This window comes from Pantoea sp. XAF26B01_ASV70 (assembly GCF_054512635.1).
The window spans coordinates 740818-763397 of the sequence record NZ_CM137251.1 but is presented as its reverse complement, the minus strand read 5'-3'; the positions used below and the strand labels follow the sequence as shown (position 1 = coordinate 763397).

At 55.1% G+C, this 22580-nt stretch carries 22 protein-coding genes; 20 read left to right on the top strand and 2 right to left on the bottom strand.

The genetic code is table 11. From position 1 onward, the window contains the following. The 16 genes from ACX8ZY_RS03640 to ACX8ZY_RS03565 all read left to right on the top strand — a co-directional run bounded on the left by ACX8ZY_RS03640 (position 1) and on the right by ACX8ZY_RS03565 (position 13239). Complete coding sequence (locus ACX8ZY_RS03640; RefSeq protein WP_459260645.1) at positions 1-450, top strand: hypothetical protein; 450 nt, start codon at positions 1-3, stop codon at positions 448-450. 228 nt (positions 451-678) lie between these two features. Continuing rightward, positions 679-1233, top strand: a complete 555-nt coding sequence (locus ACX8ZY_RS03635; protein WP_459260644.1) for a hypothetical protein — start codon at positions 679-681, stop codon at positions 1231-1233. Then, entirely contained in the window at positions 1230-3344 is a 2115-nt protein-coding gene (gene traD, locus ACX8ZY_RS03630) for a type IV conjugative transfer system coupling protein TraD (protein WP_459260643.1), read from the top strand. Before ACX8ZY_RS03635 ends, traD begins: the two co-directional genes overlap by 4 nt. After that, entirely contained in the window at positions 3331-4092 is a 762-nt protein-coding gene (locus ACX8ZY_RS03625) for a TIGR03747 family integrating conjugative element membrane protein (protein ID WP_459260642.1), read from the top strand. Before traD ends, ACX8ZY_RS03625 begins: the two co-directional genes overlap by 14 nt. A gap of 154 nt (positions 4093-4246) precedes the next feature. Then, entirely contained in the window at positions 4247-4639 is a 393-nt protein-coding gene (locus ACX8ZY_RS03620; protein WP_459260641.1) for a hypothetical protein, read from the top strand. Between the two features lie 331 nt (positions 4640-4970). Beyond that, complete coding sequence (locus tag ACX8ZY_RS03615; RefSeq protein ID WP_459260640.1) at positions 4971-5288, top strand: integrative conjugative element protein, RAQPRD family; 318 nt, start codon at positions 4971-4973, stop codon at positions 5286-5288. Further along, positions 5285-5524, top strand: a complete 240-nt coding sequence (locus ACX8ZY_RS03610; RefSeq protein WP_311902636.1) for a TIGR03758 family integrating conjugative element protein — start codon at positions 5285-5287, stop codon at positions 5522-5524. The genes ACX8ZY_RS03615 and ACX8ZY_RS03610 overlap by 4 nt, the downstream gene beginning before the upstream one ends. A 12-nt stretch (positions 5525-5536) precedes the next feature. Continuing rightward, complete coding sequence (locus ACX8ZY_RS03605) at positions 5537-5896, top strand: TIGR03745 family integrating conjugative element membrane protein (RefSeq protein ID WP_311902368.1); 360 nt, start codon at positions 5537-5539, stop codon at positions 5894-5896. A 9-nt stretch (positions 5897-5905) separates the two neighbouring features. After that, positions 5906-6280 (top strand): TIGR03750 family conjugal transfer protein, encoded by a 375-nt coding sequence (locus tag ACX8ZY_RS03600; RefSeq protein ID WP_311902367.1) that lies wholly within the window; start codon positions 5906-5908, stop codon positions 6278-6280. After that, on the top strand, positions 6277-6936 hold the full coding sequence (locus ACX8ZY_RS03595) for a PFL_4703 family integrating conjugative element protein (RefSeq protein WP_459260639.1): 660 nt from the start codon (positions 6277-6279) through the stop codon (positions 6934-6936). Before ACX8ZY_RS03600 ends, ACX8ZY_RS03595 begins: the two co-directional genes overlap by 4 nt. Then, entirely contained in the window at positions 6936-7814 is an 879-nt protein-coding gene (locus ACX8ZY_RS03590; protein ID WP_459261085.1) for a TIGR03749 family integrating conjugative element protein, read from the top strand. The genes ACX8ZY_RS03595 and ACX8ZY_RS03590 overlap by 1 nt, the downstream gene beginning before the upstream one ends. Beyond that, positions 7811-9340 (top strand): TIGR03752 family integrating conjugative element protein, encoded by a 1530-nt coding sequence (locus ACX8ZY_RS03585; protein WP_459260638.1) that lies wholly within the window; start codon positions 7811-7813, stop codon positions 9338-9340. Before ACX8ZY_RS03590 ends, ACX8ZY_RS03585 begins: the two co-directional genes overlap by 4 nt. Then, complete coding sequence (locus tag ACX8ZY_RS03580) at positions 9340-9615, top strand: DUF7446 family protein (protein ID WP_459260637.1); 276 nt, start codon at positions 9340-9342, stop codon at positions 9613-9615. The genes ACX8ZY_RS03585 and ACX8ZY_RS03580 overlap by 1 nt, the downstream gene beginning before the upstream one ends. After that, the gene (locus ACX8ZY_RS03575; protein WP_459261083.1) at positions 9602-10018 is read left to right on the top strand and encodes a TIGR03751 family conjugal transfer lipoprotein; all 417 of its coding nucleotides are present in this window, start codon (positions 9602-9604) and stop codon (positions 10016-10018) included. The genes ACX8ZY_RS03580 and ACX8ZY_RS03575 overlap by 14 nt, the downstream gene beginning before the upstream one ends. Beyond that, the gene (locus tag ACX8ZY_RS03570; protein WP_459260636.1) at positions 10019-12823 is read left to right on the top strand and encodes a conjugative transfer ATPase; all 2805 of its coding nucleotides are present in this window, start codon (positions 10019-10021) and stop codon (positions 12821-12823) included. An 11-nt stretch (positions 12824-12834) separates the two neighbouring features. After that, positions 12835-13239 (top strand): hypothetical protein, encoded by a 405-nt coding sequence (locus ACX8ZY_RS03565; protein ID WP_459260635.1) that lies wholly within the window; start codon positions 12835-12837, stop codon positions 13237-13239. Between the two features lie 160 nt (positions 13240-13399). Here ACX8ZY_RS03565 and ACX8ZY_RS03560 read toward each other — a convergent pair whose 3' ends face one another. Further along, the gene (locus ACX8ZY_RS03560; protein ID WP_459260634.1) at positions 13400-14398 is read right to left on the bottom strand and encodes a PDDEXK family nuclease; all 999 of its coding nucleotides are present in this window, start codon (positions 14396-14398) and stop codon (positions 13400-13402) included. Positions 14399-14860: 462 nt separating this feature from the next. Here ACX8ZY_RS03560 and ACX8ZY_RS03555 point away from each other — a divergent pair, with 462 nt between their 5' ends. After that, positions 14861-17296: an ATP-binding protein gene (locus ACX8ZY_RS03555; RefSeq protein ID WP_459260633.1), complete on the top strand. Its 2436-nt coding sequence runs from the start codon at positions 14861-14863 to the stop codon at positions 17294-17296. A gap of 144 nt (positions 17297-17440) precedes the next feature. Here the strand turns inward: ACX8ZY_RS03555 and ACX8ZY_RS03550 are convergent, their stop codons facing one another. Continuing rightward, the gene (locus ACX8ZY_RS03550) at positions 17441-19465 is read right to left on the bottom strand and encodes an acyltransferase family protein (RefSeq protein ID WP_459260632.1); all 2025 of its coding nucleotides are present in this window, start codon (positions 19463-19465) and stop codon (positions 17441-17443) included. A 312-nt stretch (positions 19466-19777) separates the two neighbouring features. Here ACX8ZY_RS03550 and ACX8ZY_RS03545 point away from each other — a divergent pair, with 312 nt between their 5' ends. Genes ACX8ZY_RS03545 through ACX8ZY_RS03535 form a run of 3 tightly spaced genes read left to right on the top strand, consistent with a single transcriptional unit; the run spans position 19778 to position 22580 of the window. After that, positions 19778-20185 carry a TIGR03757 family integrating conjugative element protein gene (locus ACX8ZY_RS03545; RefSeq protein ID WP_459260631.1) on the top strand — a complete coding sequence of 136 codons (408 nt, stop codon included), beginning with the start codon at positions 19778-19780 and terminating at the stop codon, positions 20183-20185. Positions 20186-20187: 2 nt separating this feature from the next. Continuing rightward, complete coding sequence (locus ACX8ZY_RS03540) at positions 20188-21153, top strand: TIGR03756 family integrating conjugative element protein (protein ID WP_459261082.1); 966 nt, start codon at positions 20188-20190, stop codon at positions 21151-21153. 47 nt (positions 21154-21200) lie between these two features. Next, positions 21201-22580 carry an integrating conjugative element protein gene (locus tag ACX8ZY_RS03535; protein WP_459261080.1) on the top strand — a complete coding sequence of 460 codons (1380 nt, stop codon included), beginning with the start codon at positions 21201-21203 and terminating at the stop codon, positions 22578-22580.

Sequence of the window (22580 nt, the reverse complement as noted above, 5' to 3'; positions counted from 1 at the left end):
ATGCGCATATTTTTTAGAACCGTTCAGGCCACTGTCAGTAATCTGTTGCAGTCAGTGGGGATTAATAACGCATTCTCAGTCATTCTCATCCCTGTACTCTGGGCGCTGGCCTTAATGGCTTTCCTCTTCCTTTACCTGATTAAAATCGTCTTTCTCTGGCCATTCATCTTTTTCACAGCCGTGACAGCCGTCTTCATTGCTGTTATTCCGGTTCTGATGCTGACAAATCCGCTTTTTACCCCTGATGCCGCATTTGAAGGGATGATACGAGTATTCCACCAGTTACCTCATCTGTGGGTGGCGTTCATCCTGTTGGGCTTAATGGCCGACATGCTGCTGTTTTTAAGCCGGGAATATAACCGTGAGTTTGTGAGAGCCTTTGACCTTATATGCAAAAGGTACGGAGGTCAGGCCTCAGGTAGCGACTTAATCCTCAAGCAGAGAGGCTGAGCCATGGTCATGAACGACTTTCTGGCCAGAACCACGGCGAATCTGCCTCACTGGGCCCGAGAAGCTATCGGGGTATGGGATGACACTCTGCTGCGTCAGCAGAGTGACTTTCTAAGGCGACATTACTGGACGGAATCCGGCTGTATCAACGTTTTTTGCATTAAAGGTACGGCACATCCGGATTATCAGGGCCTCAGCTGGTATGAGTTTTTGCATCAGGGCAAGCATATGAGCAAAAATATTGCCCTGCTTGAAAGTCATCCCGCTTATTACACCGCGATGGTCACGAAAAAGCCTGTAATGTGTTTTAACAGCTATAACGGCATAGAATGGTTTACCGGTGCGGACGGTAATCATCGTAGTGCCCTGGCTCGGTTTCTGTTTAACGAGCAGGAAAAGTACTGCCTGCACGGTGTGCAGCTGAATCACTATGAATTTATTGAGCCGCTTCTGACCGTTTATCTGGCCCTTCGGGAAGAACTGAGCCTGCATACGGCGCATGGCTGCCATGTGGATATGAACGTGAACCGCATACACCGGTGCAGTGAGGATAATCCCGGCTGGAAAACCGATTTTTATACCACTTCACTCTATTTCAGCACCGGTTCATGGAGTCGTGACTGCCATGATCACCCTGCAGTGAGTGTTATGACAGCCCCCCTCGACATTACTGACCCCAATGAGGGCTGGAAACTACTGGTTTCCCTAAGAATGTGGCGCGAGCAGCGTGAGGCTAAGCGTAACGACATCTTCAGCTGGCTTGCTGAGAGGAGGCGGGCATGAGCGATCGTTATGTTATGGAGTCGCTGCTCCGTCCCGCCGTCGAGATGTATTCGGCCACGGTTGCTGGCAGCGCCACGTTTATCTGCCTGACGGCGCCCTGGTCTGTTGCGCTGGCGCCCTCGGTAAGCTGGGTGACGGCGGCAGGTTTTGGCGTGCTGGCCCTGAAGCGCACATCTCAGGGGTTAAAAATCCTGCGCTATCGTCGAAATATACGCCGCCTCTCGCGCTATGCACTGACCAGTGACCAGATACCGGTCAGCCGCCGCCACCTGTTCCTCGGGAAGGGGTTTCAGTGGTCGCCCCGCCATACGCAGCGGCTGATGGAGGCCCGCCGTCCGGAATGTGAAATCTACGTCCAGCCTTCGGTCATGTACCGCATGGCCCGGGAGCTGGAAAAAAAGATGGAGTACAGCCTGCCGTGGCTGTGCCGGCTGACGTCGGCAGACTCCGCCCTCAATCCGTTCCGGCCGTTGCCCCCGGTCGGCGGCAGTTCTGTTTATCACGGGGTTGAGCCCGATGAAGTTAACGTCATGTCTGATCTGGGCGAACGCGTGGGCCATATGCTGGTCATGGGCACCACCCGCGTCGGCAAAACCCGCCTGGCTGAGCTGCTGATTACCCAGGACATCCGCAGGCGCAACGCCGCCGGCGAATTTGAGGTGGTGATTGTTTTTGACCCCAAAGGTGACGCAGATCTGCTCCGGCGAATGTATGCCGAATCGCACCGCGCCGGACGGCAGGACAATTTCTGGGTATTTCATCTGGGTTGGCCTGACATCAGCGCCCGCTACAACGCCGTGGGCCGCTTCAGCCGTATCTCCGAAGTGGCGTCGCGCGTGGCGGGTCAACTCTCCGGCGAAGGGAATTCTGCAGCCTTCCGTGAATTTGCCTGGCGGTTCGTCAACATCATTACCCGGGCACTGGTTGCCCTTGGCCAGCGTCCTGACTACAACCTGATACTGCGTTACGTCACCAATATCAGCGAACTCTATGAGACCTATGTTGATAACCTGCTGAACGAAAAGGCACCGGCACTGATGGGCAGCCTGGAGGCGCTGATAAAGTCAGGCATAAGTGAAAAAGACCTGCCACGCCACCTTCAGGGGCGTCCGAACGGCGTGAAAATCTGGGCGTCTGAGCAGGTGCTTGGCAGTCCTCAGGGTAAAAAACTCTGGGACCCGGTGCTCGATGGCCTGCGCAGTGCGGTTCAGTATGACCGGACGTATTTCGATAAAATTGTGGCCTCGCTGCTGCCGCTGCTGGAAAAGCTCACCACGGGCAAAACGGCCGCGCTGCTGGCGCCTGATTACACCGACCTTAACGATCCGCGACCGATACTCGACTGGCACAACATCATCAAGTCACGCGGCGTGGTCTACGTCGGCCTCGATGCGCTGTCTGACCCGGTGGTGGCCGCCGCCGTGGGAAACAGCATGTTTGCCGACCTGGTTTCTGAAGGGGGACATATCTACAAATTCGGGCTGGGCGATGAGGGCGATGAAAAAGCCGGGAAGGCCGTCATCAACCTGCACTGCGACGAGTTTAACGAGCTGATGGGTGATGAGTTTATCCCGCTCATCAACAAAGGCGGCGGTGCTGGCTTCCAGGTCACGGCCTATACGCAGACGCTGTCCGACATTGAGGCCCGCATCGGGAATACGGCCAAAGCGAGCCAGGTTATCGGTAACTTTAACTCCCTGGTGATGCTCCGGGTGCGTGAGAAAAACACGGCCATGCTGATGACAGATCAGTTGCCTGAGGTTGGGGTGTACCAGAAAACCCTGACGTCAGGCGTGACCGACGTCTCACGCCCGGGCGAAGGCACGGACTTTAACAGTAACGTTAACGATCAGGTGACGCTGGTGAAAGTGCCGATGATTAGCCCGTCTGACATCATCAACCTGCCTAAAGGGCAGGCCTTTGCGCTACTGGAAGGCGGACGGCTGTGGAAGATCCGGATGCCACTCCCGGTCAGCGATGACAATGACCGCTTTATGCCATCGAGCCTGAAACAGCTGGCTGACACGATGGAAAAGAATTATCACAGCGCTGAATCCTGGTGGACGGGTGGTGACGCCGGAAGTCCAGGGGGCCTGTATGTCCCAGAATGACGCGGGGAATACCCGAAACAGTACGCCCTCAAAGCCCCGCCAGTCGGGCCCGTTTACGCTGCTGCTGTGGGACCTGCCGCTGAGTCTAGTCGGTATCCTGATAGGTTCGCTGTTTGTCAGCCTGGGTGTTGAATATGCGTGTATTACTTTCCTGTGGCCGGACGAGGGCGCCGCACACAGCTATCAAGTCATGCTTGCTGAAAGCCACTGGCTTTCAGCGGGATACACCCGAAGCCTGCTGATGGCCACGCCGGTAGAAACCATCACCCGCTGGGTTCAGGCCGCGTGGCACTGGCTGTTTGTGGACAGCGGACTCAGCCACTGGCTGGCCTCTTTCAGGGAGACGAGTCGCAAAGGGAGCGGCCTTGTTCCGTCCCTGAACGGCTTCGGTGCATCCCTCATCAGCTGGCTGGGAGAGTATCTGCAGGCCACGCTCTGGGTGACGCTGATCTTCTTTATCCGGGTAATGATCCTGTTTCTCAGTATCCCGCTGTTCGGGCTGGTCATCATCACCGGCATTGTGGAGGGGCTGGTCAGGCGCGACCTGCGTCGCTACGGGGCGGGGTATGAGTCGAGTTTTGTCTATCACCACGCCAAACGCTTTATCAAGCCGGCACTGTACGGCCCCTGCATGCTGTATCTGGCCTGGCCGACAGCTGTGTGGCCAAATCTGTTTTTGCTTCCCTCTGCGCTGCTGGTAGGTGGCGTGCTGGCTCTTGTCACCGCTTCGTTTAAGAAGTATCTATGAGACGATATCTGTGAGTATTTAGGGGGAAGTATGTCCATGGCGCCTGAGCAGTTTCAGGCTTTTTTTGTGATAAGAAATATTTAATTAATATAAAATTTACTTTTACAATAAGATGTTTGGCCACTTCATTAAAATTAGAATGCATGGGAGTTATATGAAAAATAAACGTTATACAATCAATGGGTTATACGCAATTTTAAGAGATTTCTATTTAGATTCATTTCCTCACTCTTCAAGTTTTGATGCTTTACAGGTATTAAACTTTGAAATTAAAAAGATCAATAAAAGCGCTAAGATTGAGGAGTCTAACTTCAGATACTCTTTTGATAATCCTAACCCAACGGTAGTAGACGCTGATAATCCTTATTCAAATGAAAATGGCAGTGAAGGCAGGAATGTCGAAGAATATTTCGAAAATGCTGGAAGTAATGAGATAAGAAACATTATTCAGGATTTGCATGGTTTAGAGTCGTGGCTTTGGACTGCAGGGTTTATAGAAAACAAAATTGCCACTGAAAAACTTTTAGCCAATAAAAAGCTCATCTAATTGAAGATAGCCCACTGAAAAATCTACTTTTCAGTGGGCTATATTTATTCTACGAATAGAATCAGCGACCGGCCTCATAAGCCACATTATCAGTTCATCTTATCAATACTCAAATTGTCAAAATAAAACTGCACGCCCAGCTGTTCGGGAGTGACCATGGGACATGAGCTATGGTTGTTAATTCACTGCTCAGTCATTCATCGCCCAGGCGGCGCGCTTTTCGCCAGAAACAATCTGCTTTTATTTTCAGAAATCCATAAAGATTTTACTGCTGCCAGGCGTGCGCGGTTGCGTCACTCTCACCGATATCTGTTACCCGGGAGAGCCGTACATGCGCCGTTTACCCCCTTTCATTGCACTCCTTGCCTGCCTCATGCCTGCCGTAGCGTGTCATGCCTCCGAAAAGGACGAGCTCGCGCTGGTAATGCGCCAGCTGGATCAGGTCCAGGCAGGGCTGGACCGCGCCCGCGTGGTGGCGAACCAAAATCAGGATGCCCGCTTTTACTTCGACTATCAGCAGGCAACCCGCGATATCGCCACCATGAAACAGGGCATTTCCACCTACCTCGAACCGTCGCGGGCACAGCCCAGCACCGGCTCAGCGTCGGTAACCGGTCAGTACCGGGCGCAGGAGCCGGCGTGGCGATGAACGGTGCACAGACCTCCGGCTGGGCGGCGGGCACCGGCGGCAGCCTGACGCCCGCTCAGCTGAATATCCTCATCCTGAGCACGCTTGCGATCGTCATCCTGCTCTTCTCTGCCTGGGCCATCGTGCAGGGCTACCGGGGATGGGCGTCGAAAGCCATCACGCTCAGGCAGTTCAATGAGCTGGTTATCCGTCTGGTTCTTCTGTACCTGCTGACCCTCTTTTTCTTCTTTAACTGAAAGGACACCACCATGAAATTTCGTTTTATCCGGCTGTGCCGGGCCGCACGATTACGCGCCACGCTGCTGATTCTGCCATTGGTTGCCGGTCAGGCCCGGGCCGGGCTGCCTTCCGTTCAGCAACCGACCACGGGCGGCGGTGGCGGGCTCTGGAACACCTGGATGGGCTACGCGAAAATGGGGGGGCTGGCTCTGGGACTCCTGGTGTGTGTGGGTGCTTTTATGGCGGTGGCACATGCCGTTATTACCTCGTTTCACGACGTGCGTAAGGGCAAAGGCACCTGGACCGAGCTCATCCTTTACAGCGTCGTCGGCATCATCCTCATCCTTGTAGTGATTTACCTCGCGACACAGGCAGCGGACATCATCTGAGGAGCGCTTATGGCCGTTATCGACTTTCTCCCTGACCGGCTGAATTATCCGCCCGTGGTGTACCGGGGGTTCACCGCCGGCGAGTTTCTGCTGGCGGCAGGCACGGGCAGTCTGGCAGGGATTCCGCTTGCCGTGCCGCTCTGTCTGGTCCCGCACGTTGGCTGGCTGGCATTGCCGACCTGCATGCTGTTGATGCCGATCGTCACTGTCTTTATCGGTGGGGGATGGGTTGCCGCCTACAAGCGCGGCAAGCCCGAGAATTACATCTGGCAGCGGCTGGAGCAAATCCGCTGCCGCCTGGGCCTCTCGCGATCGATGATTCTGGCCAGCCGCGCCTGGGAGCTTCAGCGGACGTCCGGACTGTCATTAAGGAGGCGCACATGAGCCGGTTTCGTAACGGGATCACCGCGCGTGATAATCACATTTTTTCCCTGCGTGTTGCCTGCGGGCTGCTGTTCGCCGGCATGCTGGTCACGTCAGTTGGCTGGATGCGGGCGCCCTCGGATATGACTATCCACATTCCCCCTGACCTGCGGTCGGGCAGCACGCAGAAGTGGTGGGTCATCCCGCCCTATACGGTGTACGCCTTTGCTTTCTACATTTTCCAGCAGCTCAATGCCTGGCCGACTAACGGTGAGGTGGACTATGCGGCGAAGATTGCCCAGCTCAGCCCCTATCTGACGCCGTCCTGCCAGGACTTCCTGAACAGAGATTACGAGTTTCGTAAAAACAGCGGCGAACTTAAAGACCGCGTGCGCGTGGTGTATGAAATTCCGCGCCGTGGCTACAGCGACAGCAGCGTCGATATTCTGAGTGATGACCGCTGGGTAGTCCGGCTCGACCTGGTGGCAGACGAGTACTATCACACCGAGAAGGTAAAACGCGCCCTGGTGCGTTACCCCCTCAAAGTCGTGCGCTGGGAAGGTGATCCGGCCCGCAATCCGTTTGGCCTGGCACTGGACTGCTATGACTCCACGCCGCAGCAGCTTGAAGCCATTGCGCAGGCGGAGCCGGAGAAAAAGTCAGGAGTTTTCCAGTGATGAAACGCCCTCTGATACTGCTGTGCCTGCTTCTTGTTTCAGGCCTGACGCAGGCGGTTGAACTTATGAAGTGGGAGCGCATCCCGCTCCAGATACCGCTCACCGTCGGCCAGGAGCGCATCGTTTTCGTCAACAAAAACGTACGCGTGGGGTTTCCGCCGACTCTCAACGGCAAAGTGCGCATCCAGAGCACTGGCGGCGCGGTCTATTTTGACGCCAGCGAGGCCTTTCCGTTGACGCGCATTGAGCTGCAGGACAAAGAAAACGGCGAGGTCATCCTTCTTGACGTCAGCGCCGCGCCCGGCAAAGTGACCCGCGAACCGGTAAAACTGGTGTATGACGGTGAGGTCGCCACCGCAACGGCCAGTGACAGACAGACCGTGAGCGGCGATGCCGGCGGCAGCAAAAGCACATCTTCAGCGACTGATGCTCCTCCGGCACGCAAACCGCCAAAACTCAGTGCCCCGCTGCCGGTGGTGCTGACCCGCTATGCCGCCCAGAGCCTGTACGGTCCGGTTCGCACCGTCGAGCCGGTGCCGGGCATCAGCCCCGTATCGCTGAAGCTGCCTTCCTCCATCACAACGCTGATGCCCGGTGAGCCCGTTTCGGTCACGCCGATGGCGGCCTGGAGTCTGCTGGGCGACAGTGTGGTGGCGCTGCAGGTGCGTAACCGTTCAACCGACAAGGTGGTCCTCGACCCGCGCGAACTGCAGGGCCAGTTCGAGACTGCAACCTTTCAGCATCGCTGGCTGGGCCGTGCCGGCACGCCGGAAGACACAACGGTCGTATACCTGGTCATTCAGGGACGTCCCGAAGGCGCGTTTATTGCTGAACCTGTCGCGGTCATGCCCAAAACGGCACGGAGGGAGAAGAAATGAGCCAGCCCGGTGCAAACCTGCTAGTGAAAATTGCGGTGCCCGTGGTGCTGACCGCCGCCATCGTCGTTGGCGTCAAATCCTGCTCGGATTCAAAGGAAAAAACGACGTCCACGCAAAAAACCACCAATGCAGCGCTGAAAGATTTGTCGCCTGATGAGCTCAAGGCGCTGGGTGTGGAAGGCGACACGCCGCAGGACACCCTGCGCACGATAGTGGGCAACTTTCGCCACGTTCAGGACCGGCTGGATGTGCTCGCCGGCGATAACAAAAAGCTGAATGAGGAAAACGCGGACCTGAAAAAGACCAACAGCAACGTGGATGCGCAAATCAACGAGGCCGTGGCCAACGCCCGGGCAGACGAGGCTGACAAGCGGGCAAAGCTCAGTGCAAAGGTTTCCGACCTCAGTTCGCAGGTCGGTCAGATGCTTGAGCAGCTGAAAAACAAAAATGCCGCAACACCTGACAAAAGCAGCACACCCGGCAGCGATATTCCGATCGGACTGGGCTATGACAGTGGCAACAGCGCCAGCGCAACGGTGTCATCACCCTCCGGTGACGGTCTGCAGTGGGTCGAGCCCAAAGACGGTATCCCGGTGGATGCCAGCGGCAAACCCGTCAACGACAGCAATAAAAACAGCGCAACCGGCTTCTCGTTTGCCACGTCGTTTGGTGAAGCGGGTGACGCCGGGAAACAGACCGGCACGGCGGTGTCCACTGCCGTCAGTCAGGCCGTTCCGGATGCGGTGAAACCTGTTGACCCGGTATTTACGCTGCCGGAAAACTCCACGCTGGTCGGCAGTCGTGCCATGACGGCGCTGCTCGGCCGCATCCCTATTGACGGTAAAGTCACCGATCCTTACCCGTTCAAGGTGATGCTGGGTAAGGACAACCTGACGGCGAATGGCATCGAGCTGCCGGACGTTCAGGGTGCCATCGTGTCGGGAACGGCGACCGGTGACTGGACACTGTCCTGCGTGCGCGGTTCGATTACCAGCATCACGTTCGTGTTCTCGGACGGCACGGTACGCACGCTTCCTTCGCCCGACAGTCAGAACGGTAATGGCAATGGCAACAGCCAGAATGCGCAGAACAGCAGCGGAAACGGCAATAACAGTATCGGCTGGCTGTCCGATGACAACGGCATTCCCTGCATCTCCGGCACCCGCAAAAGCAACGCATCCACCTATCTGCCGACCATCATTGGTCTGGCAGGCGCAGCCGCAGCCGGTGATGCTGTTTCCCAGAATCAGATGACGGGCCAGACCAACGCGATGGGCGGGGTGACGCAGACGCTCACTGGTGATGCGGGTCAGGCCGTACTGGGTAAGGCGCTGTCAGGGAGCATGAAAGAGACGGTTGACTGGGTAAAGGCGCGTTATGGCCAGACGTTTGACGCTATTTATGTGCCGCCGGGTCAGACCGTGGCGCTGCACATTACCCGCCAGCTGGCGATCGACTACGAAGAAAAAGGCCGCAGGGTGAAGTATGACTTCAGCCTGGCAGGCTCAGGTACGGGGATGGACTGATGAACAGCCAGATTAAAGACAGTAATGAACTTGAGTACCGCGTGGGGTATACCCCGCTCAGTGGCCGCCTGTATGCCGGGCTTGTCCGGCGTGACACGGGCAAGTGGGAAGCTGGCACAAAGGATGTGACGGACTGTGCCATGCTGGCCGTCGCGCAGAAGCTGATTCGTGAAGAGACCGATTTTCTACTCAGGCAGGCGGACGGCCGCATCCTGCGCCTGTCTGCTGTCATATCTGAGCGGGACACTAAGGAGGCCGATGATGCTGAAGCGTAACCCCTTAATCTTACTCATCCTGAGTGGTACGGTCACGCTGATGCTGAGCGGCTGCAGCACCTCCAAAGATGAAATGCTGCCCCCGGGAGACAGCACCATGCTTGAACTCTGGAATAACGGTGCGTCCACCACGCACGCCACGGCAGAGAGCCGAACCACGCTGCGACGGCCGGTGTCTGACAGCGAGCGCACGATTGGCCAGCAGACCCGGGACAGCTACAGCCGCACCCAGGAAAACGAAATCCAGCAGACATTTCCGCGCCTGCCCAACCCCGACATGGTGATGTACGTGTTTCCGCATCTGGCCGAAGGCAATACGCCGGTGCCGGGCTACAGCACCGTGTTTCCGTTTTACAGTCAGGTGCAGTATGCGCTGCCCGGCGAACGCACGGAGGCGCTGTAAATGGCCTTTCGTCTTTTTCGCCGCCGCCGTGAAGCGCAGACTGAACATCAGCACGGTAACGGGCCGTTCTCGGTGGAGGGCCATGAGCCGATCACCCGTGACGGCCGGCTGACGCACGCCGATGAGTCAGGCCTGTATGCCACCGGTCCCTCCATCATTGACCACGTTCCCTGGGGGGAATATCTGCCGGAGCACCAGTGCATCCTGCTCGATGACGGCGTGTCGGTCGGGGCCGTTTTTGAGATCAATCCCGTCGGCACCGAAGGTCGTCCCGAATCGCGTCTGGAGGAAATCCGCGACGTGGTTGAAAATGCCCTGCAGGACAGCATCCCCGAGCTGGACTCGCACCAGTGGGTGGTGCAGTTTTTCTGTCAGGACGACTCCGATCTGTCGGCCTACATGGATTCCATCCGGGGCTATGTCAGACCCCGGGCACAGGGGACGGCCTTCACAGAGGCCTGGCTGAACGAGCAGGAACGTCATCTGAAAAACGTGGCCGCTGAAAAAGGCCTTTTTCTGGATGAAACCGTGACCGGTGCGCCCTGGCGCGGGCAGATCCGTCGCACGCGCATGGTGGTTTACCGCTGGGTGGAAACGCCTTACCGCGATCCGATGGCGCCGGAAGTGTTACTGAATCAGGTCTGCGGCCGTCTGACTTCGGCAATGAGCGGTGCCGGCATCCGTTCCGTGCGACAGAACGGCGAGCAGATACACAACTGGCTGCTGCGCTGGTTCAACCCGGCCCCCCAGTGGACGGACAAGGCCACGCTGTACCGCTGCGCCCGCCACAGCGACGATACGCCCGGCGATCTTCCGCTGCTCAATGACTTCAGCGAAAGCCTGTGGTTCACCCGCCCCCGCAGCGATGCGGACAGGGGCATATGGTGGTTCGATAACCTCGCCCACAAAGCAGTGCCGGTTGCGCGGCTCCGCAGTAGTCCACAGACAGGCCACCTCACCGGCGAGGTAAAGCGCGGCGACAACATCAACGCCATTATGGATCTGCTGCCGGAAGGCACCGTGCTGGCCATGACGCTGGTTGTGCAGCCGCAGGACAGGCTGGAGGCAAACTTTGCCACCCTGAGCCGCAACTCAATGGGGGAAAATGTCGATTCGACGCGTGCGCGCGAGGATGCCGCCACGGCCCGCACATATCTGGGCAACAAACACAAGCTGTACCGCGCGGCCATTACCCTGCTGATAAAAGCTACAGACGAGGATGCGCTGAGCAAACGCTACCTTGACCTCAGCAGTAAGCTGCTGAACTGCGGGCTGGAGCCGGTCAACCCGGAACACGATATCGGCCCGCTCAGCACTTACATGCGTGCCCTGCCGATGTGCTTTAACCCGCAGCATGACCGGCACAACTGGTACACGCGCCTGATGTTTGTCCAGCACTTTGCCTGTATGGCACCGGTTTACGGGCGCGACACCGGCACCGGCCATCACGGCCTGACCTTTTTTAACCGGGGCGGCGGACCGTTGTCTTTCGATCCGCTCAATAAAGAGGATCGCACCCAGAACGCGCACCTGTTGCTGTTTGGTCCGACCGGTGCCGGTAAGTCTGCCACGGCGGTGGACAAGCTTTCGCAGATGGTGGCCATTTACCGTTCGCGCATATTTCTTATTGAGGCGGGTAACAGCTTCGGCCTCTACGGGGATTACTGCGCCTCGCTGGGCCTCAGCGTTCACCGCGTCAGCATCAAGCCCGGCAAAGTGGTATCGCTGGCACCCTTTGGCGATTCGCACCTGCTGATGAAGGTAAAGGCCGACGAGCTTCTTATCAGTGAGGAAGAACTGCCTGAAACTGATGCTGACGACGAGGATGATGAAGACGGTGAACGCGACGTTCTGGGTGAGATGGAGATCGCCGCACGCCTGATGATTACCGGAGGCGAGGCCTCGGAAGAGTCCAGAATGACCCGTGCTGATCGGGGAATGATCCGCGAGGCTATCATGAACGCGGCCCGGAAGGCTTACGCAGAGTCCCGTCAGATGCTGCCCGGGGACATGATGTTTGCGCTGCAGGACATTGCCCATGACGTAAGCCAGGGCGACGACGGTCGCGAAAAGCGCACGCCGGCACGCCGCGCACGCGCAGAAGAAATGTCAGAGGCGCTGCGTATGTTCACTGAAGGCTTTGAAGGCGAGCTGTTCAACCGTCCGGGCACGCCCTGGCCGGAGGCCGACGTCACGATCGTGGACCTGGGGCAACTGGCCCGCGAAGGGTACGAGGCGCAGATGGCCGTGGCGGTGATTTCACTGCTCAACACCATCAACAACATCGCCGAGCGCGATCAGTATCTCGATCGTGACATCATCGTGCCCATTGATGAGGGGCATATCGTCACCACTAACCCGCTGCTGGGTCCTTATGCCACCAAAATTGCCAAAATGTGGCGAAAGTTAGGCACCTGGCTGTGGATCTTTACTCAGAACCTCGCTGACTTCCCCGATACGTCGAAAAAGATGCTCAACATGGCCGAATGGTGGATTTGTCTGGTCATGCCCCCTGAAGAGGTTGAGCAGATTGCCCGCTTCAAAACACTCAACGATGAGCAGAAGGCGATGCTGCTCTCTGCCACCAAACTGCCGCGCAAGTATACCGAGGGCGTTGTACTGTCGCGCAAAGTGCAGGCCCTGTTCAGGGCGGTGCCGCCGAGCCTCTATCTGGCGCTGGGCATGACTGAAAAAGAAGAGAAAGCAGAGCGCCGGGCCATTATGGATGAATTTAACTGTACGGAACTTGAGGCCGTTTACCATGTTGCACGTCGTCTTGACGAGAGCCGTGGTCTTATTCACTGACAGGGGATTTTATGAAAAAACTGACCATGGCACCGCCACGGGTTGTCCAGGACAAGGCATTAGTCGCCACTGTCATTTTTACCGTCCCGCCACAGGGACAGGCTACGGTCGGTGAGACGGATAACCTTGCCATGCTGCAGCTTCGGGAAGAGATAGGTCAGCGCCTTGAGCATCCCTTACTGGTATCGGTCTATCCGCATCGCGTCGGGCGGCGCAGCTGCACGGCGGTTCATCTTTCCGGTGCCAATAACAAGGCACTGGACATTCTGATCACCGTCACAGGTAACACGCTCTGGCCAACAGAGGGGGATTACAGGACCGGCATTCGCTGGAATATCTGTGTGCCTGATGCGACTGATATGTTGTGGGTGCTGAAGGAGATAGATCGCACGACAGAAGCTGAAATGAGCCATTAAACAGACCCTCTGTTATCGCCCGGCACCGGTGTGTGGTGTCGGGCGATAACAGAGGCTGCGGGTGCGGGCGGCATAGAGCCCGCCTGAATTACGATTCCAATAAGTACAAGCCTGTATGCTATGGGCTAAAATTGGAAAGCCATTCGACAATGTATGATTATTATACATCATTGATAAAACTTGGGGTATTTACTGGTTCAATGTCAAAAATGTATTTAATAATGCCAGCTTTCAGGTTTTCTTCAATTCCCCCCCTGAAGTCTGAGATGTTTGAGATTATTGTGTCGTGTTGCAAATGATGTCTCCAATGTACTTCATCTTCTCGACCGTGAAAGGACAGCAACCTAGTTAAGGCCATATGAGCAAATATTGCTGATTCTTTGTCAATTATATTATGCATCACTACATGAGATTCAGAGTGTGACTCTATTGTAGTAAGATCCCAAGAATGGAATAGTTGCTGAGCAATTGGCGAAAGATGTTTTAACTGCTCGTTTTGGCCGTTAGTGAAATACACGTCATCTATGACCATTTTCCAGCGCTCTTGTATCCCTTCATCAGTTTTGAAGGTTTTAATAAGCTTTTCTTTCTTAAAGCTAATATGAACACCCGAATTAACTTGTGGAGTATATGAGAAGTCGCCCAGAAATTTACTCATTAAACTATTTCTCATTGCATCATTGAAATTAAGATTGAAATTTTTCTTAGCTTTTGTAAAGATATCAAGCTCTACCAAGCTCCAAATGCCATATTTTCTCCACGCAATTAAAACGGGCAGACCTAACATTTGCCCATAAGCCTTTAACCTAGATACGTAATCAGGCCGAAAAGACAAAACATTTTTCTTGCAGGACTTTACTTCAATTAAAACAGTAATATTCCCTGCACCACGCACTTTAAAGTTTGCTAGTAAATCTGGAACCTGAAAAGTCTCGTCAGAACTAGTCGGATACTGCTGCTGATCTAATTTATGAACTAAATTACATTTACCGAGCCAACCACAGATAATTGAAAATTCGTCTTCTAACGGAAGGCCTATATTAAGCCTATTCACTCGTTCAGCGATAGATGTAGCGTCAGCCGCCCAACCTAGCTGCTCCAGCGATTCATGAATAAGTCTCTCTAAATCTGACGGTTTATCTTTCAAAGTAGCGGTCATTAGGATTACCCAAACATTCAACAAGTTATTTATAAATAACTATCTATTTTGTTAAGCGCAAGTGTCAAGGTGATGGTGTAAGTATCCCAGAAATCCGTGCTAGCAACTTTGAAAGTCCCCCCTGCAATTCGGGTTGGCCAATGTCTGCTTCTTGCTCACAGCCGTCGTTCACTTCGTCCCTACGACTATTTTTAGCTAGATTAATAACCAAAGCCTGCATTGCGCAGGTTATGGTCTATTTGATCATAATTAATGGTGTGAGCATCTCCCGCCACACGGTGCTACAGGGCGCGTTGTTCAAGTGATTCCTCAGTGCTGTTTTACAGTTTTATTGTGCCTCTCCGTCCTTCCTATCCGCATTGATCTTAAGAGACATTCTTTCAGACCCGCATTATGACTTCCTTATTTGAATCTGAGTCCGTGTCAGGAAAATGGTCCTGAATCCATAACAGGAGCATCCTGATGCGACATCCTTTTGAACTCGATCCCGAAATCATTCACCACATCATCTACAGCCAGGCTGGCTCCGTGGCCAAAGCCTTAATCGAACTCATCATGAACAGTGTCGATGCCGGCGCGGGCGCGGTCACCCTGGATATTACCCCGGAGGGCTTCACTTGTGGTGACGATGGTCATGGTTTTGCCTCACATGACGATGTGAAACGCTATTTTGGCCGGTTCGGTACGCCACACCGTGAAGGCGATGCCACTTACGGCCGCTTTCGCCTCGGACGTGGCCAGATTATGGCACATGCCCGGACCGTCTGGCGCTCACGGCGCTGGCAGATGGAGGTCGACACGCGGGTGATGGGGTATGAATATGAACTGACAGAGCCCGGTGAGATTCAGGAGGGGTGCGCCATCAGCGGTGAGTGGTATGCGCCGTTGTCCTCTCAGGAGCGTATGTCCTGTATTCAGGAAATACGCGATCTGGTGCGCTACACGCCCGTTTCTGTGAATCTGAATGGCAACGTGATCACCCGTAAACCGGAGCTGGAAAAGTGGGACGCTGAGGATGAGGTCGCCTGGTATCGCCTGCGCGAGGACGGTGCGGTGTCCATCTACAATCAGGGTGTGCTTGTGCGACATGACCCGGGTCATATCTGGGGCGTGGGCGGCCTTATCGTGAGCAAGAAAGCCATCGCACTCAACGTCTCCCGCACTGAAATCCTGCGTAGCAATTGCCCGATCTGGAAGCGGGTTGCGGCGAAATTTAGCGAATTGGCGCAGGCCTTTTCTGACAATACCGGCAGCCACCGTAAAACCGAGGCCCGTCGCGAAAAAACCGCGCGTGCGCTGCTTGCCGGTGAGGGTGATCTGCAGAAGCTGTTTAACGGCGAAGAGGTTATTACGCTTCTCCCGGGTAAGCAGCACCTCACCGTGGGGGACTTTCTGCGCAGGTGCTGGAAATCTCAGTACTCTGAGGATAAACACTGTTTCACGCTTGCTGAAGTAGCCGGTGACGTCCCTAGAGGCGAGCTGATTGCGCGTGCCGGTATTGTGACGGTCATGCACCCTGTTACGCTTACCCGCTTTGGCTGTCACAGTCCTGACGACTTCATGGAGTGCATGAGCCGCGTCCGCGACAACCTCCTTGCTTATCGAATGCAGCTGCCGCCTGACGGTCGCTGGGGGCATCACTTCAGCAGGGAGCTGCAGCTCGTCGATTTTGACACGCTGAGTGCTCAGTTTACCAACCACATGCAGATGGTGAGTGAAACCGAGCTCGATAAAGAAACCCGCAGGGCCTGGACAGCGCTGCGCTACTGCCTGGCCCAGTATGCACGGGTGTGCTCGGGCGGCGAACGCTGTAGTACCTCCCGGTCTTACGGCGGTGTGCGATTCCAGATCCTGCTGGGTGAGTCGACGTCGGCCGAAGCCTGGACGGACGGTGAAACGTACATCGCCTATAACATTGATATCGTGCGTCAGCTTAAAACCGATGCGCTTAAAACGGCCAGTCGCCTTTTCAGCCTTACTGAGCATGAGGTGGCACACGAGGGTGACAGTCTGGACTGCGGTCACGATGAGGGATTTTATCAGCGGTTTCACGACATCAGCACAGAGTGTACGACTGAACGTCAGCATTTTATGCACGTCTGGCTAATGAAATACACGACCAGCCTTGAAGGTGCCGATAAGCGTGCCAAAGGTCGCGTCTGGCAGGAGCGTTACCTGGTTGAACGCGCCAGCACTGGTCGTGAAAGGAATGGCCTGCCCGGGCTCATCAGTGCTGAGAGTCTGTCTGATGACATCGGAGCAGCTGTCGAACCGGAGGACGGTGACCGCCTGGCCTTCCTCAATCAGCAACTCGTGGTAGCTGGCACACATACACCCGAATCCATCAACTGGGCTGACGTTGTGGCTGCAGGAATTGAGAAGGCAGAAATCGCCCGTGAGCAAAGGGCTGAGGCCAGAAGAGTCAGAGAGGCAGAGTTTGAAGCTGTATACCCGGAAGTCATGGCGCGCAAATTGCAAATTGAACAGGAGATTAAATTTGAAGAGGAGCAGTCGGAGCGTGATTTTCTGGAATCCAACCGTTGCCGCCTGCTTGAGGCTCTTCCAGGCGCGACTCCTGACAACCTCACGCAAGAAATCTTTGAATATCTTCTCTACGCTACAAATACGGAGGACGAGGAAATGGATGCCTGGCAACGAAGGACGTGGGAGCAGCCCGGGCCTTATCACCCCCTTATCAACCCTGCCACGGGTGACAGTTACACTGACGCTGAAAAGGCGGATTTTCTGGCCAGTGACATTCCGGAGCACTGGCGTCCGCTGGTTCGTGATAATGAAACAAGGTGGATGATTGAACGGAACGCGGCGGCGGCGGGCTTTCTGTGGGAGCCAGACTATCTGGAGTGGCGACAGTCTAATGAGACTGGCAGTCTGGATTAAAAAATAAAAAACGGGGTCTGGGGACCCCGAACTGAATTGCTAATTTATAGCCAAAACACGTTGCACCTTTGCCGAGACCGTTACTGGCAGATTATCAGAGTCTAATCTGCTAATCGGTGAATGAGCCCCCTTTAAAGCTTAAGTTTATTCCAGAGGATTTCCAAACTTCCGCAAGTACTCCTGACCAAATCTATAAGAGGCAAAATCATTCAGGTGGCCAACGTCACGATAGATTGGAGTTCCGTCCAGTGCAGTAATGCAATAACCGCTTTCGCACTGCACTTTCTTAGGGTCAATCACAATTAAGCTTGGGAACTCTTTCTGCAACTGATTGAACAGTGGCAGCGTCCATTCATTTTCAGGACTCTGCGGATTCTGATTGTCGCATTCATCCTGGCGATAGGGCTGTCTGAAGATAGTATGGTGACGGATACACTTCTGATAATTAACGGGCATAGGGGCTATGCTCCTTATAATCACCGGACGAGCGCCTGATGCTACTATGGCATTCAAAGAATGTCGTATAGCTCTGTTGATGCGTTCCTTAGTAAGTGCATCTGATCGTTCATCGCCTAGATGATTGATGATGTGAGGTCCGCCTAAGTACCACTCCCAGACCTGACCCAGAATGACATAATCGTAGTGATTTTTTGCGATCAGCTCATAATATTTCACCGCATTATCATGGCATTTATCAAAAGTCTGATTTCTGAATGTCCACCAGTCATAAAGGTATGTATCCGGCAGAGCTAAGCAAAGTGCTGTACTTAGGGCCGTCATACGGATGTGAGCATTCTGAGCCAGTACATCGAAAAAGCCCCAGAAATGGTTTGAATGGGAATCGCCAATAAGCAGTGCTGTCTTCTTACCTTTAAGGTCCCCGAACATACATTTGTCTGCATTCTGAGATCCATCCAGGCAGTCTGGCCGATGTCCGGCCTGGGCTAATCCAGCACTGATATTATGAGCTACGCGGTCATATTCAGCACCGAATCGTCCAGGCATGCCGTCGCGGTTTTCAGCATATTTGAACGCAGCGTTGAAGATGATGATCGGGACAATGATTAGCAGAGGAATTGTGTATTTCAGAGGCCAGCGATAGCGCCTGCACGGCTGTTCCACGACATAATAACTTATTAGCGACAGCAGGACCGTCAGTGTCAGACATACAAGAAGTGTCGTGCCAGCGAGGTCATAACCCAGGTAGCGCGCGATGGCCAGAACGGGCCAGTGCCAGAGGTATAACGAATAAGATATTCTGCCCGTGAATGTCACGGGTGATAGTCCAAAAAGCCTTGATACGATGTTGTTTTCATACGTACCGGTAAACATAATTAAAGCTGAAGCAGTGACGACCAGCAAAGCATAGATGTTTGGGTAGAACCCAATAACGTCAGGTTGAATCGCGATGTAAAGCAACGCAGCCAGCGATAAAATGCTTATGCCGTTTGAGACGGCTGTAGGGATTGAGCGAACATAGCGGGTCAGAAAAAATGCAGCCCCGCCCATCATGAATTCAAATATACGGGTAAGCAGAGAGTAATAAGCAATATCGGCCTGTCTACTGGCCATAATCAGGGCCAGTGCAACTGCCATTGGCGTCAGGATAAACCACGCTGCAGCAAGTGCATTCGTCGGGTTGCTGATCACCTTCTGAAATGACTTAAGACGTAGGATGGTGCCGGTCAGTAAAATTCCCAGCGGAAGAAACAGATACCATTGCCACTCAATTGCCAGGGACCATGTATGGAGTAAGGGAAACAGATCGGCTGCGGGAGACGCATAGGCAGCACTTTGACGCGCAAAGAACTGATTTGAAAGCAATAAAGCGTTATAGTAACTACTGTGCAGGTATGCCAGGAAATCGTCGGGAAGGTAAATACAGAACGTGGCTATCAGTGTCGCCAGCGACATGATGATAAAAGCTGGCTGTATGCGCCAGAGACGGTGCACGAAAAAGTTCGCCAGGCTGAAAGTACTTTTCTCTCTTTGTTTTACGATAATTCCCGTTATTAAAAAACCGGAAATCGCAAAGAAAATATCGACCCCTATAAAACCCGAAGCTATCTGACTAATTCCGGCATGAAAGAGAATGACAAGAGCGACAGCTAATCCTCTGAGTCCATCAATGTCTTTACGATATGTATCTGTGAAGTTTTTATTTAACATGAAGCGCACTATATCAGGAGGTAGTAAATTGCTAATTTTCGGGCAATTTATCACCTACGAATAGATGCCACCAGTAACATTTTTTTTGCTTCATCGCTGAGGGACATCACCAGGCTCAGATTTTACTTGGCACTTCTGCTTCATTGGCTCTGGGGTTGATTGCCTGCAGCAAAGCCTTACCTGCCCTGAGAATTTACCGATCGCGCGATCAGTGACGGTATTAATTATCATTTTTCAATTAAGAGTTAACAGCTGTAAGCATGCATTCCCTGATGCACCCTGACTGCATCATTCACTCAGGGAGTGCTATCCATGAAAATCCCCCTCTGCAGCCTTGCCGTCCTGTTTTTGAACGCAGGTGCCCATGCCGGCACCGTGATTTACACCGATCATGCTCACCCCGTCACCGGCGAACTGAGCCCCGACGTTACGGTCATTGAACTGGATGCGCCTGACCGTCTCCAGTCCGAACTCTTCGGCCCGCTTTCGACGAATCCGGAGCAGGCTGAGCAGCAGGCCAGAGCCGTCATCGCCTCCCCGGCGTTCCGTCAGCGTCAGCAGTCGTTAGCGGGCAGCTATGCCGGTGTTACGCATGCCTGGTCACTCGGGCTTGAGAAGTACCCCGCCGTGGTGTTCGACGATAAATGGGTGGTGTACGGCACCACCGACGTTGCAGCAGCCCTTGCGAAGCTCGATGCCTGGCGGGAGAAGCAGCCGTGAACATGCACCTTTCCTGCCCCCGCCGCCTGATGCTGGCCACGCTGTTTACCTGCACTGGCACCCTCGCCAGCATGAACACGGCGAGCCTGGTCTCCAGCGCCATGAGCCCGGACTGTATCAGCTGGCGCATCAGCGGCATCTGTTACTGGCTGCTCTGTACGCCCTTTGGCTGCTCGGTTAAAACCTCGGTCAAGGTCACTCACTACATTCCTGAAGCGGTCGTGTCCGCCTACCTCAGTCCGGGCGACAATCCCTGGACCGAAATGTCAGCCGTGAGTGCAACGGCGGGCGGCGCTGAAAGCCTGGTGTCCGGCGGACTCACCGGCGTACCTGCAGGCGGTGGGCGTCAGGAGATGAAGGCTCCGGGCATGCGGAAACAAAACCTGCATTTTTACTATGGCGATGCGTATGGCCACCCGGCGACGTCGATCATCGGCGGGATGGTGCCGGGATACTCATGCCGCTCAGCCGCCACGCCGTTCGTACCGTATTTCGTCAGCGCCATGGACGCCCTGGCCTGGCGAACAGGCGTACCGGAGTCCGTCTATCCTGAAGCGCTGATCCCGGGTAAGAGAGAAATCGGCAGCACGTTTGCCGGCGAGATGTGGGGCAACGTTTATCCCCGGAGCGGTTTCGTGACGCAGACCGACAGCTACAAGTCGGCGGCGGTCGTGGTTCAGCGCGTCGCCGACATCATCACCCGGGAGGGGCAACTGCACGTCTACAACCTGCTAAAAGGCCAGCGGTCGCCGGGCTACTGGCCCCCGGACTCTGTCACCGAAAACACCAGCACAAAAAACCACAAATGGCAGCGGCTCTCGCCCCAGTTGTCGCAGAGCTGCGCGGTCTTTCCGGATACGGGTGGTCAGACGGCAGAAAGCGGGGATTACGCCTGGGCGCTCTGGCAGCCCTACAGCTGCTGCAAGCGACGTGGCCAGACCTTCCTGTACAGCATAGATTTTTCATAAGGACACACAGCATGATGAATTTCAGCGTTAAAAAACTGCGCGTGGCCATGGGCGCATTATTACTTTCACTGACGATGCCGGCACTGGCCATTGATTCCACGCTTTCCGCACAGGGTGCCGACGTCAGCGGCGCCATCAACGATGGCCTGTTCTATTCAATCGGCGGCGGATCGGTGATTTCGCCGCCCTCAACCCGGAGTAACATGTCGCGCCTCGGCCTGGACGGCGGCTGGAGTAGCGATTTGATGTGCGGCAACTTTGATCTGAAAACCACGGTCGGAAACCAGCTCAACGGCATTACCAGCGGTTTTAAAGACCTGATGGGCAACGTCATTCAGGGCGCGACCGGCGCCGTAATGAGCATGCCGGCGATGGCTATTCAGCGTGCTAACCCGGGTCTGTATGAAATGCTGACTAACGGCGTGCTGCAGGCGGGGCTCAACTTCGACAAGGCTCAGATGAACTGTCAGAACATGTCCAAAAAGCTGGCCGATTACACCCTAGGCAGCAAGTGGCAGCAGGCCGCCGTGTCAGAAGAGTACAAAGACATTGTTTCATCGAGCGGCGGTGACGCGGTATCAAGCGACCAGAAGCTCCAGAAGGCCACTGGCGAAGAGGGCGTAACATGGGTAGGTGGCCAGAAACGCGGCGGCAAGGGACAGCAGGCGATTCAGCCCACGCGCGACCTGGCAAAAGCCGGCTACAACATGATGAACAGCCTGCCGGTGACCAGCAACAGCAGTGTCGGCTCAGCCAGCTGTAACGGTACGGTCTGCCAGCGCTATAAATCCTCCGAAGAAGCCGCAGCGGCCGTTGTTAAAGTCCTCGGGGATCGCTCTATACGGACCTGCCGTGAAACCAGCGAATGCACCAGTGGCGGCGCGGATAACCAGCCGGGCAGCACCGTTGCCGGCACCGGCTTCTCACCGGTACTGGAAGACGCCACCAAAACCAACCTAGAGCAGCTCGGCAAACTGGTTAACGGCCAGCTTCAGCCCACGACCGATAATCTGGCCACGCTCAAAACCGGCAGCCTGGTGGTCACGCGCGGCGTTATTCAGGCGCTGCGCGATGACCCGGACCGGGCCGCACTGGTACAGCGGCTGGCGGGTGAACTGGCCATGTCTGACACGGTTGAGGCGGCCCTCACCATGCGACGCATGCTGACGTCCGGTGAGTCTGAGCCGAACGCGGCCGAACAGCCTGAGGCCATCGCCGAGGGTGACCGTCGTGTTGATGCGCTCGACCGCGAGCTGAACGCGCTGCGCAACGAAATGGAGCTGCGTAAGTCCATCAGCAGCAACAGTCTGCTGACCACGCTTGAGCGCCAGGGTGAACGTAATCAGGATAATCAGCTGCAGCAGAAAGCCGGCAACCAGGACCAGGGCTTCAGCCAGATGAGTCAGCCTCAGCCGGGAGCCAGATAA